Source organism: Flavobacterium sp. J372, assembly GCF_024699965.1.
In the GTDB taxonomy this organism is placed as follows: Bacteria; Bacteroidota; Bacteroidia; order Flavobacteriales; family Flavobacteriaceae; genus Flavobacterium.
This window is the reverse complement of the sequence record NZ_JAJOMZ010000004.1, coordinates 2,297,214-2,310,951: the sequence shown is the minus strand read 5'-3', so window position 1 is coordinate 2,310,951 and position 13,738 is coordinate 2,297,214. Positions and strand designations below refer to the sequence as shown.

Annotated in this window: 14 protein-coding genes, 1 tRNA gene and 1 pseudogene; 5 read left to right on the top strand and 11 right to left on the bottom strand. The window is 36.3% G+C overall.

Features of this window, described 5'->3' with window-relative positions; translation table 11 throughout:
• Nucleotides 1–39: 39 nt before the first annotated feature.
• The 7 genes and pseudogenes from LRS05_RS11475 to mobA all read right to left on the bottom strand — a co-directional run bounded on the left by LRS05_RS11475 (nt 40) and on the right by mobA (nt 5,717).
• A complete protein-coding gene (locus LRS05_RS11475) occupies nt 40–615 on the bottom strand; it encodes a hypothetical protein (protein ID WP_257868454.1) in 576 nt (191 codons plus the stop codon).
• Between the two features lie 61 nt (nt 616–676).
• Nucleotides 677–750, bottom strand: a tRNA-Arg gene (locus tag LRS05_RS11470).
• Nucleotides 751–1,004: 254 nt separating this feature from the next.
• Nucleotides 1,005–3,407 carry an NACHT domain-containing NTPase gene (locus LRS05_RS11465; RefSeq protein ID WP_257868453.1) on the bottom strand — a complete coding sequence of 801 codons (2,403 nt, stop codon included), beginning with the start codon at nt 3,405–3,407 and terminating at the stop codon, nt 1,005–1,007.
• Nucleotides 3,408–3,509: 102 nt separating this feature from the next.
• A complete protein-coding gene (locus LRS05_RS11460) occupies nt 3,510–3,779 on the bottom strand; it encodes a helix-turn-helix domain-containing protein (RefSeq protein WP_257868452.1) in 270 nt (89 codons plus the stop codon).
• 244 nt (nt 3,780–4,023) lie between these two features.
• A complete protein-coding gene (locus LRS05_RS11455) occupies nt 4,024–4,866 on the bottom strand; it encodes a hypothetical protein (protein ID WP_308224911.1) in 843 nt (280 codons plus the stop codon).
• Nucleotides 4,772–5,281, bottom strand: coding sequence for a relaxase/mobilization nuclease domain-containing protein (locus LRS05_RS17345; RefSeq protein WP_308224909.1), 510 nt, complete (start codon nt 5,279–5,281; stop codon nt 4,772–4,774). The genes LRS05_RS11455 and LRS05_RS17345 overlap by 95 nt, the downstream gene beginning before the upstream one ends.
• Before the next feature lie 5 nt (nt 5,282–5,286).
• Nucleotides 5,287–5,717 (bottom strand): annotated as a pseudogene (mobA, locus tag LRS05_RS11450) (conjugal transfer protein MobA).
• A 220-nt stretch (nt 5,718–5,937) separates the two neighbouring features.
• On the opposite strand from mobA, the gene LRS05_RS11445 reads away from it, so the two are divergent.
• The 4 genes from LRS05_RS11445 (at nt 5,938) to LRS05_RS11430 (ending at nt 8,508) form a co-directional block, all read left to right on the top strand.
• Nucleotides 5,938–6,630: a nucleotidyl transferase AbiEii/AbiGii toxin family protein gene (locus LRS05_RS11445; protein ID WP_257868451.1), complete on the top strand. Its 693-nt coding sequence runs from the start codon at nt 5,938–5,940 to the stop codon at nt 6,628–6,630.
• 40 nt (nt 6,631–6,670) lie between these two features.
• Nucleotides 6,671–6,982, top strand: coding sequence for a hypothetical protein (locus tag LRS05_RS11440; protein ID WP_257868450.1), 312 nt, complete (start codon nt 6,671–6,673; stop codon nt 6,980–6,982).
• 63 nt (nt 6,983–7,045) lie between these two features.
• A complete protein-coding gene (locus LRS05_RS11435; RefSeq protein ID WP_257868449.1) occupies nt 7,046–7,618 on the top strand; it encodes a hypothetical protein in 573 nt (190 codons plus the stop codon).
• A 272-nt stretch (nt 7,619–7,890) separates the two neighbouring features.
• Nucleotides 7,891–8,508, top strand: coding sequence for a hypothetical protein (locus LRS05_RS11430; protein WP_257868448.1), 618 nt, complete (start codon nt 7,891–7,893; stop codon nt 8,506–8,508).
• A gap of 137 nt (nt 8,509–8,645) precedes the next feature.
• Here the strand turns inward: LRS05_RS11430 and LRS05_RS11425 are convergent, their stop codons facing one another.
• From LRS05_RS11425 to LRS05_RS11410, 4 genes are all read right to left on the bottom strand, one after another.
• Nucleotides 8,646–9,350 carry a hypothetical protein gene (locus LRS05_RS11425; RefSeq protein ID WP_257868447.1) on the bottom strand — a complete coding sequence of 235 codons (705 nt, stop codon included), beginning with the start codon at nt 9,348–9,350 and terminating at the stop codon, nt 8,646–8,648.
• A gap of 554 nt (nt 9,351–9,904) precedes the next feature.
• Nucleotides 9,905–11,152: a hypothetical protein gene (locus LRS05_RS11420; protein ID WP_257868446.1), complete on the bottom strand. Its 1,248-nt coding sequence runs from the start codon at nt 11,150–11,152 to the stop codon at nt 9,905–9,907.
• 6 nt (nt 11,153–11,158) lie between these two features.
• Nucleotides 11,159–11,926: a hypothetical protein gene (locus LRS05_RS11415; RefSeq protein ID WP_257868445.1), complete on the bottom strand. Its 768-nt coding sequence runs from the start codon at nt 11,924–11,926 to the stop codon at nt 11,159–11,161.
• Nucleotides 11,927–11,955: 29 nt separating this feature from the next.
• Nucleotides 11,956–12,861, bottom strand: coding sequence for a hypothetical protein (locus tag LRS05_RS11410; RefSeq protein ID WP_257868444.1), 906 nt, complete (start codon nt 12,859–12,861; stop codon nt 11,956–11,958).
• A 168-nt stretch (nt 12,862–13,029) separates the two neighbouring features.
• On the opposite strand from LRS05_RS11410, the gene LRS05_RS11405 reads away from it, so the two are divergent.
• Entirely contained in the window at nt 13,030–13,413 is a 384-nt protein-coding gene (locus LRS05_RS11405) for a helix-turn-helix domain-containing protein (protein WP_257868443.1), read from the top strand.
• The last annotated feature ends 325 nt before the right edge of the window (nt 13,414–13,738 follow it).

The window sequence follows — 13,738 nt, the reverse complement described above, 5'->3', positions numbered from 1 at the left end:
GATTAATGGAAGACTGTATATTACTTTTGCTAATGTGTATTATTTTTCATCAGTACCAATTGGGAAAGAAAACCCTAATGCTGCAGCGCCTGAATATTGTTTTACAGCTTCATGATTATAATACGTAAACTTTATCTCATAATTATGTCTGCGGCCAATTGCCAGACCCAACGAAAACGGAATATGCATGACCACGCCTGACTTTTCTATATCTGTAAATTGTGTACGGGTCTCAAATGAACCTAAAGACATACCCACACCTGCTTCTATGAATGGAGCAACGTAAGGTATCGGTGCTGCCACCCTTACCTTAGCGCCCAGCAACGCTGCATTTGATTTAATCCTCGACTTGTACAATCCATTTTCATCAGATTCGCCTGAGGCGGTCGCAACCCCAACATATGGGCGTATTCCAAACCACCTTTTTGGTGCCCAAACATATTCAGCCTGTGCGTAAAAGCCGTCGCCGGTCACATCTGCCTCATCATATGGTGCCGCCAGTCCCAACCCAATTGATGCATTTATAAATTGCCCTTTTTGTGGTTGAGCGTATGCATTTGTAGATGTGATAGCAGAAAGCAGGATAGTAACCAGCAGCGGGTAAAAGTTTTTCATTTGAAGGTATATGGCTTAGTTCTTTATACAAAGAACCCGTTCATTTCTGAACGGGTCGTTGTGATTGCGACAGGATTCGAACCTGTGACCGCCTGCTTAGAAGGCAGGTGCTCTATCCAGCTGAGCTACGCAACCCTGATACAAAAGTACCAATGCTATTTAAAAAAAATCCCGATGTACATCGGGATTTTTATCCGTCGGGGTGGCAGGACGATTCCCTACCGCCGCAAATATCATAAAATCAATATGTTGACTATCCCGTTGTAAATCCGCTCACCGTTTTACTCGCAGCAAGCTTTAAACGATTACGGGGGCAAATGTAAATGTTTTTAATATAAAATGCAACAAAATATATGAGATTATATACTCTTAGATTGTTCCATAGAGGATTATTTTTTGAATTGTCTGGGTTTCTTAATTCTAGCTCCATCTTTAAGTGTTACATTGACATTTTCATCAATTTTCTTATTATCTAAGAAAGAAAGTCTTGTTTCAAATTTCTTTATACTTTTTCGCCTCTTTTCTTCTTTTGTAAGAGTCTTAAATTTATTATTAAAATCTGATTCAATTAATCCCTGGACAACAAAATTATCACTTCCAGTAACATTTAGCAATCTAAAATAATTATCAAAATCATCAAACTCAATATTTAGAAGACTAGCAGCTACTAAATAAGCGGAATATTCATAATCATTTTTTTCTTCGATTGACATAAACTGATTAGCTGCCAATATCTCCAACATTTCGTTAAACAAAGTATTTAAAAGTTCCTTTAATGTTACGGAAGAATGATGAAATTCGTACCAGAAAGCTAAAATTTTATTAGCGCCATATGTTGTATGTAAAAAAGATTTTATGTCTGAATACTTTTCATCCTGAGTATTCGTAATAAATTTTAACGCTGCGTGAATACTTTCTAAATTTTTTACAATTGCTTTTTTTCTGTATTCAACTGGTGTGTTGTAAAGGGCTTGGATTAAATATCCTAATCCACTTACATTTACGATATACTCATGAAAATCTTGAGGTATGGAATTGGATATGATGTCTTCAATCAACTGTGGTGAATCTTTTGTCATCCCCGCATAGAATATTGCAACATTTTGCCACCAAACATCATTAAAATTATTTATGAATTCGGATTTACCATTTATGCTATGATTGTAGAACTGGTAAGCTGTAAAATATTCTTGAAACGAAAGATGTTTGAATTCAATTTCTCCCCGTTCATTTTCAATTAGCAGATTGATGTCTTGAACCAAGTCATTTAAAAGTTCCGAAACATTATATTTTTGACCACGCTCGTTTGCAAAATTAACTATTAACTCATTTAAATCTGATTTTGAAATAGTTTTAATCCTTTTTGTATGTAAATATTCGGCAATAAATGATAGAACACTCCTGTGAACACCGACTTTCAATAAATCCAGATGATTTTCTTTAATATTCTTATTCAATAGAACATCTACGAAATATTTGTATAAATCTGATATTGTGGCCGGAATTTCAAATCCATCTTCATCAAAAAGAGATGTCAATAATGTGAGCGTTAACGGAGTTTTCGGCAGCTTATCTAATATACGTGAGTCTTTTAAGGATTTAATTAAGCGCTTGCCCTTGAGTTCTTCTCCATCAAAATATCTATCTATAAATGTTTCTGCCTGCTGAATTGAAATATTTATTATATCAAAATATCGAAAATTTAGTTGTCGGCATGTGCCTAATAGAGAGTCGGAATTTCTAGAGGAACAGAAAATTTGAATCGTCGAATTTGTTTCATGATATGTTTTAACGGCTGCCAGGGCCTTTTCTTTATTTTCTTTATCTCCAATTTCATCTAAAGCATCAATAAACAAAATAAAATTTTTCTTCTCAAATAATGCTTCCACGTCAAAACTTAAGGATTGATAGGCCTCTTGTTGAAAATATTGCTCAATTGTTTTATTTACATCGAATTCATTATCTTGAAGATCTTTAAATTTTAATATTATAGGATAAAATTCAAAGTCATTTCTGATTGAGTTTTCGTAAATAATATTGTTCGCGATTTGTTTAAATAATGTCGTTTTCCCCGATCCAGATTCCCCTACAATTAGAGAGCATTCTTTTAGTTTATTTAAATCTTCAACTTCAAACCATTTTCTTCTGAATTGGCCATTATCTTCATCATAAAAATATTCCGCCAATTTCAATCTTATAGTATTTTTTAACAGTCTCTCAATTTTTAAATCATTAAGGCTAAGTGTTTTTGCAAAGTCATCATACTTATTTCTGGTTTGAAATAACTCTATATAATGCTTATAATTTTTCGAGCCTTTAAGCCAAAACCTTGGGTAATACTTGTCAATGTATTTTACTAACTCTTCATAACTCCAAAAAATAACATTAGCATTACTATAAAAATCATCTTTAAAAAATTTTTGTTTTGCTCCGCTATTAATTTTTCCATTAGTCACGATGCGGACTTTAGCAATATTAAGTTTTCCATATTTTAATGATTCATAGGCATAGTCAAAACATTCCTTTACCTGGGCTTGTAACTCTACATTCATTCGTGAAGTTCCCGTTATATCACCCTTCTTAACAACAAAAGCTGTCCATTCATTAATCTCTTCAATTTTGTCAGGTAATGATGCAATTAAATCTTTTCCATATTCAGGTACATTTCCACTTTCGTGGGTAATTGTTACATTTTGGTAACCCATGTAGGGGAGCAATTCTTTTAATAATTCATGGATTTCTGTTTCCTTTGAAATATTTTGAAGCTTGTTTATCTTTTCTTTTTCCAGCATTGTAAATATTTTAACAGTACTTTTCAAAGTTACTTAATAATATTTGTATTAAAAAAATACTATTAATAGATAATGAAAACTTTAAAATTGATTTCAAATCTCTCAACGTACCTTCTCCATTAGTTTTTGAATATCGTCATAACGATAGTACATTAGGCCACCAATCTTACTGAACGGCAATGTGCCGTTCACACGTAAATTTTGCAATGTCCCTGCCGAAATTCCTAACAGCTTTCTTACCTCATAACTTTTAAGCCATGCTTTTGGCTCTTCCCCTCGCTTGCGTGGGTACATCTGGAAATGACGGATTTCTTCAAGCAATTCTTCCTTAAATTTTTGAAGATCATCCTTCGTCACTAAATCTATATTCATAGTCCTTCAATTTAATTGAAAGCAAATTAATCAGATTCTTCTTTTAATGGTATTTATCGGAGTTTATGGCGGAATTTGTCTGTACATGGCTAATGACATCAAGCACTTTGTTTTTTTCTCTATAAAACAAAGGCAGTTCCTTTGTCGGAACAGCCTTTATTTTACAAATCGGAATTACCGATTTGACATAACGCTCCGTTGTCGCTACATGTCAAAACGGTAAAGATATTTCAATAGCTTCACGCTATCTAGTCCGGCGTTTATTCTTTCTCTTCATTAGATTTTCAAATACCATTTCCTCGTAGTCTTCACCCTGGCTTTCCGGTAATAATCCGCTTACATTTATGATTGAACTATTAGTTTCTGAATCCTGTATATTGTAATCTTCCATCGGCAGTCCTGATGTCTCATTAATGAAATCGTTATCTCTCTTTTCATCTATGCCCAGATTATCATTGTTTCTATTCCACAATTCATTAAATATATTTGCGGATAACTCTTTAGCTAATTGCGAGCCGTTCCAGACAGTTTTAGTTTTGTGGTCAATGAAAGTTATTCCATACAAGCGTCCCTCAGCATTCCTACGGATAAATATGTCTATGCCTTGTGTTGTAAGCAATTTTTTAAATTCCTTTTCATTGGAAGTATCTCGTATTGCTTGTTCTATGGTATTTTTCAACGTGCCCCTTACAGTATGGGTTTTCAATATTTCTACTGACTGCCTGTAATGAGATTGCAGTAGCGCATAACCCGCACTTTTGCCAAACAATGAAGCTTTAAAGGGATTACTCACTTTCTCGCCGTTTTCGTATATAGCAAAATAAACCATTCCTTGCTTTGGCTTGCCATTGTATTCTCCCTTGATTTCTTCGGCAGTGATGTTGAAACCCGCAAGCAGCGCATTATATGCGCCAAAGCTTTGGTATTTGTAATATTTCGGAAGGTATCGGATAACAGCGGCTATCTGGCTTTTTACATCGCCTTTACTATAATCAACAGGACGAAATATCGTATTGTCTTCGTTTTTCCTTAGCTGTGTGGCATTTATCAGGTTGTACTGCTGTTCCAATTTGCGACAGGCATCCATTGAGCGCCTTTTTCTCGAATGTGTCAGAAATTTTTTTGCCCTGCTCGTTTACACAAACCGATACGATGTGGATATGGGTACGGTCAATATCTGTATGCTTGAATACTGCAAAGGGTTGGTTGCTGTAGCCCATCTGACGCATATAATCCTGGGCAAGTTCCCGTAGAGTGTCGGCACTTACTTTGTCTTTCGGGTCCGGGTTCAGGGAAATATGCAGGATTGGCTTTTCTGTCTTTCGGTTTGCCATTAAATAGGGTTGGAACGAACGGGAGAATTGGTCGATGTTGTAACTGCCATCAGCAGATTCTATAATTTTTGAAGTCGAAAGTATGCTACCGTTTCCCTGATCGACTTTCTCAAGGTTGTACTTGATTGCTCCGAGCAAACTTTTTCCCCTGTTGATTTTCGCTACCATTGAACTTATTTATTTAGGTGCTTTTGCTCGAATTCAGCAGTCAGGGCAATTATCTTTTGATTGAGTATTACCAGTTCCACAGTTTGCTTTTCCAGTTTATACAGGTAGGCTGCTGCCTTTTTTCAGAGAAATTTTTATAAAGCATTTTCACTACCTGGTTGTAATTTACCCCAATAGCTCTAAACTGTCCATAGAATGTTGTGAGCCTCATATAATAGTCCATTGCTGATTTGTCAATGGTTATTGTGGAAATCGTCTTTTGGAAAATACATGCGGTAATGAAATGGGCTTTTACATTCATTCCTGATTGCTCAAAGAGTGAAAGGAAATGTGCATTTTCTTCGGCGGTCAGCGAAATAGAATAGCGAAATATGGCAGGATCATCTTTAGGATGTCTGCCTCCTTTGTGCGTTTTATTTGTTCTGTTATGCTGCATGCTGAATTTATCAGAAAGCAACCAATGTAGTTTCTTAATAAATGTAAAAGAATAAATGTCTTTCGTTGGACTGATTTGACCTTCTCAGGCCTGTATAGTTGATCTACAGGAAGCAAAGTTAAAAACAACCCGGAAGTCCAGTGCTGCCAAATGCAGCTACAGAGAGACAATAATACATAGCAAAGCTTCTTTTCAGGCTATTTGCCGAAAAGTTTAATTTATGCTATATAAAAATACAGTAAGTCCTGCAATGTGGGAACTCATGCATACGCTGATGAAAGATGAAATTCTGCAAGATTTTGTAATGGTCGGCGGCACCGCACTTAGCCTCAGGATAGGCCACCGAATGAGTGTGGATATTGATTTATTTTCAGTGAATAATTTCGACGCCCAAAGTACATTACGGTATCTTGAAAACCGCTATGGTGCAGAAACATCACAATATAACACCAACTCCATTATGACCTTTATCAATGATATTAAAGTGGATTTGGTTTCTCACAAATACCCATATGTAAAACCTGTTGAGGCTATTGAAAATATACGGATTATTTCAATTGAGGATATTGGTGCAATGAAATTACATGCTATTGTGCAAAGCGGGAAACGCTATAAAGATTTTGTGGATATGTATTATTTACTGGAGTATAATCCGTTGCAAACCTACCTGAGTGCCTACCAGAAAAAGTATAACACTAATCCTTACATTGCCCGTAATGGATTACTATACCACGATAATATCATTTCATTCCAGGGCGTTGAAACCCCGGACGGAAAGGAGATTAAATGGAATGTTGTAAAAGAAAGGTTGAGAAAAGCCAATATTAATATTGGTGCCCAATTTAAAAGTATTGGTAAAAAGCAAGAGAACATAAACCCGGCCTGGTCAAAACGTAAGGGATTCAGGAGGTAATGCCTTGCTAATGAATAATAATTTCAATATTTTTATACTTATGAAAAGATCAGATACCATAGTACCAAACTTCCATCCTAAATTCTTTTGGGAATATAAGTTCGAGAAAATCGACTGGGAAGAAGCGTACAAAATGGTTATTGACAGGATTATTGAACGTGGCCAGCAAAAAGAGGTTGATGAATTAGTGCGCTTTTACGGCTATGACAGGGTTATTAAGGCTTTGAAACAGGAAATTACTTTTATGACCAATATCGCTATAGATAACGCCCTATCATATTTTCCTGAACTTTCAAAAGAGCAGATGGTGGCTTATATGAACCGTAAGGATAAGCCTTACCATTGGATTTAGTTACAAGGTATATAAATAGAGCTTACTTTTTTACTGTTATGTTATCCGACCCTATTTAATTAAATGGCAACAATAATAAAATACACAAATGAATTGCAGAATGAGATTAGTTCAGCACAACTTTCATCATTGAACAGATATGTTAGGCAGGTATATACTGACCAACATTTAGATAAGGAGGAATTCTTTGTAAATGGCGAACTGTCCAGTACCTTATACTATGTTGATTCTCTAAGTAAAACAAATAAGATCTTAGAAGTTGACCCAAATGCATCTTTTAAATACAAATACTTTCAGGATGACTTTACAGTCTATTTTCATTTAAATTATAAATTTGAAATTTTAGTGGGTAAGACGGTATATGTACGCGATATAAATGATAATACAATATGCTATCTTAACTACAATCTTCCGGCTAATACCCCAATTTATGAAAGTACAGAAAAGTATTATTACGATGCTGAGGGAGAGCTAAAATATAGGTTTCATTATGCAAGCAGCGGTATCTGCGTAATGATTTATGATGAACAGCAGGACCAGGCAGATATATTCCCACAAACAATTGGGCAACCGGGCCGGTTCTTCACCTGGCAGGGTTTTGAATATTATCAGTTCGCTTATCCCTTAGTACCATAGTTAAGCAATGGAAAGAATTTTTTGTTACGGGCGACGTAGATGTCATTAATTTATTGTGTACTTGGCTGAATAGTCGTAAGTTTAAGAATAAAGATGGTGCTACGCGTAAACACTTTCCATGACGGTGGCAGTATGATCTTGTTATAAACGAATTCGGGAGATAGCATTATTCTGGCATGTCTTGTGAGAGACTGGACATCCTAAACATTTATTAAGTTTGTTTTAGGGATTTCGTCGTTACTTGGACAAGATCTTATATAACCTATAGTAAAATGGAAACGCAAAAATATATTGACGCAGTTAGAGAAATTTCTACGATAGAAAGACCACACCACTCCGTATCGAGGGTATCAAATGTTTTGTTGTTTAGGGAATATTTAAGAAGGCTCAGGCTTTGGAAATTTTATTTTGGAGAAGCAGGGGAATTAAATATAATAGATAAGAGCAATCACAATTTACTAACATATTTATCTGGTGAGGATGGTTACGATAATACACCTACATATGAAACTTTTATTACAGATTTACGTAACAAGGGAACTGACTTTAGCGGACCGCGTTCATTTGAAGGAATTTTTGCGTATTTGATAGTTATGTGGGAACTATTCTCAAACAATAATTTAATATTAAATAATGGACTGCCTGATCCTTATGAACCGTTAAAGATTTTGCTCCAGCGAACAAATTCAATATATAAACTTGATGGGCAACTGCATATTGACACAATTACTTTTAACGATTTTAGAAAGTATGCCGAATATGAATTACCTTCTTTAGATATTAATTTTTTAGATTTTGTCGATGAACAATACAGTTTTGGTATCGAAGGTGTTCCAAACCAATATACAACCAATTTGCTTCTGGATCAATTTCGACAGCGCCAAACTTAAACGTAACGTTTCGTAAAATCACCGAAGTACTATAAAATACATAAGGCTTATCTAATTACTCAATCGAAGTGTATGTTTTATATGTTTTGAAACTAAACCATAATTCATAAAAAGAAAAGCAAGTTCGGCAGCGGCTTTCAAGGACACGGCAAGGAAAATCCGCCATACGCCCAAGAGCCCAAGGGCTGATTTATTGCGTTTTTCCTTGCCTTTGTCCAACCGCTGCCGGAGAGGTTGCTTTCTTTTTCTTTTTCGGTTTTTCTTTTTCTTTTGGAAAAATGAATTTCTATATCATCTCCTAAGCACTCTTTTTTAGGTTCGGCGATAGGGATTACTTTTGCTTCATCCTTCTGCTTATGCTCCAAATGATTATCATTTGCCTGCCTGTTATTATGCTTTGCTGACTGAAGGTCATTTTTTGGCAGGCCGCCATATTGCGGTTTTGCTTTCCCATTCTCAAAAACTGTTTTGGACTTTCCAACAACCTCGTCAGCCTCTTGAGGTTTCGGCTCTTCTTCCGGTTTTCTCCTGTGTAAAAGCTTATTCAATAACCCTAGCAAACCTGTATGGTTCGGATGATTTAATTGCCTCAGATAATTGGATATAAAATTGCTAATCATATTTCCACTTCTGTCAACCTGGATAAAAGGTTTTTGCTCCCTGATTTTCCTTTTTGTAGAATCCTTTTTCTTTTTTTCATCGTCATGCTGTGGAGGTGGGGGGGATGAATGGCTTTTTCTTTTTCTTCTGATTCTCCTTATTTTCAGTAACCTTATCCATATTGTGCATTTTTGCCACAAGTTAAGCAATCCACAACCACAGCTTTTTATTGTGGCAGCCAATGGCTTTATTTGGCATCAGGTTGCAAAATGAATAGGCAAACCGTAATGATTTCTAATTTGCTGACACTCCTTTTCGAAATGTGAAGCTGGTAGGTATACCTGTAGGTATGTTGGTACTTATTTATGTAGGTAAGGGCATAGTTTAGCGCGTCTATGTTTAAGTACACAGCTGTGTAAATTGGCAGGTAAGCAGTATGGTAAATATTTGAGTACGTAATTAGGTTGGTCGGCGAGTAAACAGGTAGAAATATAAATAAGCATATATGCAATTACATAGAACTGCTATCTATATTCTGTCGGCCAGAAGAAAAAAGCCTGCTATCAGGCAGGCTTGTATTATATAACTCTTTTATCGTTTATCCTTTAAAACTGTTTATCACGTAGGGGCATAAGGACGTAAGTACCTTAAGTCTATTTTAAAAAATGTTTTCGCGTGAAAACAGCAAGTTGTGTTTTGAGCTGCTTGAAATACTTTCCGCAGCTCAAAACCACTTGCCCTTGCAGGGGGCTGGAAAAAACTCCGAAGTCGTTTTTTCTATTGTTATAAACAATCATTAGCGTCCACTGGTTTTTTCTTGCCCGGCACGGTCAAGCTTTGCCAAGAGATTACGGCAATCATCCAAAAGCCCAATTTCATTTAATGGTAAAAGTTGTACGGCAATTTCTAACACACGGGTTAAATGGCTGGCAGGATCTTCAACCTTGCCGGAATTTTCAAGCCCATCATTTTGCAGGCTATGGATAGCAACTATCAATATGTCCCGGACTGAGTACTGCAATTCCACATAGCTGGCGAATTTTACTTTGGCATAGTAACTTTCTTCGTTTTGTCCCACCGGACGCAAGGTGGGAGCATATCTGAAATTATCAATTTCATCAAGAAATTTAGCTACAGCATCATTATCATAATGTTCCATTGTTTCTGTTTTAAGATTGTTATTTCCCTGTATATTCTTATTCTCTGCATTGGTTTGCAAACGGACAGCCCTTATCTTCTTCTTGCATTTTTTCAGATACGTCTCAAAAAATGTGTCGGCTTCCTTAAGTAGCTTTTCAGTTTTAATCCGTGCGAGCTCAGTAGCTTCTTTAGTAAATTCATATTCTTCGTTATATTTTACTGCCCGTAGGGCATTGTTAAGCTGTTTAATCGCGGCAGCTTCCTCTTCGTTTTCGACATCGAATAAATTTTCGAGGCGTGGCTGAACAGACTGGAAACTATTTTGAAGGCGCAGTAAGTCTCCCGAAGTCTCATAATCGCCGTTGGTCAGTTTTGAAAAATATATATAGAGCATCTGCAATCCCTGATGCAAAAGAAAAGCTATCTGGGGGTAATTATCGTTCCACCTATATAATATTATCAGTCCGAGGCAATTTTCAACTGATGTTCTATAATATGCATAATCTTCCTTTGCTCTTCTGATTAACTTTTTTACAGAATAGTCTTTGAGGTCAAATATTGTATTTGACGTATCGGAACTATAGGCAAGTTCACTGCGGGTCGCATGCAGAATGTAAAATGGTAGCCCCTCTTCGGAATATTCCAGGGCATATTCCTGCTCTATCAAATGAAAATAAAAGTCAGGGTAGGGTTGAAAAACCTTCGCAACAAAAGGTTGGATGGCGGGAGCATCAATTTCCAAACCGTTGGAAAGCAAAATTGTTATTACAACTTCATAGCCCAGATCCTTATTTTCTACCGAAATGTACAGCGAATGGATCGGCAAGAACTCAAGGAGCGTTTTGGCAACTTTTTCCAGTTCGTCCTTTTTGGGATGGCCTTCGGGAATTTTTAAGGTACTCATAAACTTTTATTTTAAATTTGCCAGTAGTTCTAATTCGGTTTGCCCTAATCTTTTGGCCATATCATAAAAATCCCGGCATTTCGTATAAAGGCGGTCACTGTCCTCAATACTTTCTGTATCTAAATTCTTGTGCTTTATCATGTCGATATTGGCAGATAAGAGTTGTCGAAGCTTCCTGTCCTCTTCGGAATTATCAAATAGTGGTTCTATTCCGGGAACACATTCCGAAAGGCGAAGCATGTATTTGGTGGAATAGATGTTAGGGTGGTAACTCAGGAAAAGGTCAAGCAACGCCATGATAATTTGTTGTACAGCCTGTTGTAACAAGGCATTAGTTATAAGGGCAGGCTGGTTCATCTTTTCATTTTGGGCTGTCGCTAAGAATGACCCTGCGGCAAGCATCCGGTTTTTCCAATAATTCATTGTAAATTCAATGTCCCTGACCATGTCTATCTTTAACGGATATATAGGATGCTTGGGGTCTTCGTAAACCTTTAGTCCATTTGAAATTATTGTGTTGAAAAAATACTGCTGATTGTGGCTTTGCTTGCGCAGATATTGCAGGCGATGGCTTAAGATCGTTACAGTGTATTTGTCGTTAAACCGCTTTCGTATTAATGCCTGAAGCAATAGCACCGCATTTTCCTTGTGCTCTCCATTGAGAAGTAGCAGATAAAAGTGGTAGCCGGGTAATTGTTTGGTATAATTCTTTTGCCTCTTTCCTGCCACCCATTTTGTTGTATAGCCGAAACAATATACCGCACGGGTTTTCAAAAATCCTGTTATGATATCACTAATTTCAATTAGTGCATGTTCCAGGAAATAGTTCGGTAAAATCCTATCTGCAAGAATTGATTTATTCGGAAAGGAACGATGTGCAAAACCTTTAATATATATTTTACCATACTCGATATATTCATAGAAAATACCTGATAATGCATCTTCCAGCGGATCAAATTTTTGCACAGCCGTTCCAAAATCGAATTGTCGACCTGTTCCATTGGTTTATCCTCAAGGATAGACTTATGCGCGGAACAAAGTGCCTCAATCATTTCCTTGTCTTCTGGATTATCAAGGTCAAGTAATTTCTTTAATGCTGGATAAGCTTTGGTGATTCTCAAAAAGGATATGTTGAAATCGACATAATCAAGATCTTCCATCGTATCCTCTGTAAGCACAGCTAAATAAAATCCATACATTCTCCAAAGGGATTTATATAAATTAGCTGCTGCTTCTACAGCATTATTACTATTTAACTGCTCTGTTGCCTTGCCAAAGGCATTAAAGTGATAGACGCGACGCTTATTAAAGCGTTTTATTGCCCGTTTATAAATTCGCTTAGGTTTGGCTGAGGCAGGGTAGAACATCTTATGTCCCGGCTCATAGTAAGCAAGGCAATCCGTATTACAATGGCGGATAAGATAAACATTGCCCTTGCTAAATCCACGGGTCATTTCTTCAGCCTCAAGAAACTTAAAAATAAAATCAGGAAAGTTTTGTTGGAGTTTATGTGAAACCCGTTGGAATCCAGCACTACTTTCTCCGAGATTATTCGCTAAAATAAATGTTATGAAAGTCGGTGAATAATTATCATCATCATTAGAAACATAAACGGCTTCAGCAGGGACAATTACGAGCAGACTGTTAATCACTTCTTGCAGTCGCCCGAGCTGCGGATGCTCTTTGGGAATTTTTAATGTGTAGTCCATAATTTGAAGAATTGAAATTGTACATCAGTGAAAAATTGTATTTTTGTTATGAAGCACAAGTAAATCATTGTTATGGCTGTACCGAATCATTTTCCCGTGTACAGTACATGATTTTCAATGTATTTTACATTGCGTAGTACATTATTTTCAATTTTTATATCTTTGACTATGAACACGACAAAACCAAACCATATAGGACGTAAGATCAGCCGGATCCGTGAACTTCGTAATATGAAACAGGAAGCGCTCGCCCAGGCAATGGGCACAAACCAGCAGACTATTTCAATTTTGGAAAACAGTGAGCTGATTGAAGATGAGAAACTGGCTGAAGTAGCTAAAGCACTTGGTGTGACTGTTGAAGCAATTAAGAATTTTTCTGAAGAGGCTGTGATAAATTATTTTAATAATATATACGATAATGACTTTAGCCATAGTCATGGTGCATTCGGTCACCATTGCACATTCAATCCATTAGATAAGCTAGTGGAGGCATATGAAGAAAATAAAAAGCTTTACGAGCGATTGCTCGAAGCCGAGAGAAGAAATAAATAAGTCCATTTTTTAAAATTAGTTTTTCATAATTATTAATTTGAGAGCCCTACTTCTTGTAGGGCTTTTTAGTTAGAGCATCTTGGTGCATCCGTGAATTGCTTTCAAATATTTCTTTAACCTAATTACAAACAAAGCCTGAATCATTTATCAAAACCGCTACGATAGGAGAAGATAATTGAAGTCGAGACAAAGTTTTAGAAGTTTACATATTGAACCGCTTGCATTAATTATTTAATGTTGAAGGCAAGGAAATTGAAAAACTATACTAATTTACCCCTAATAGATTTATGAATTAGAATCATTGTGTAATAGAACAATCTCAAGA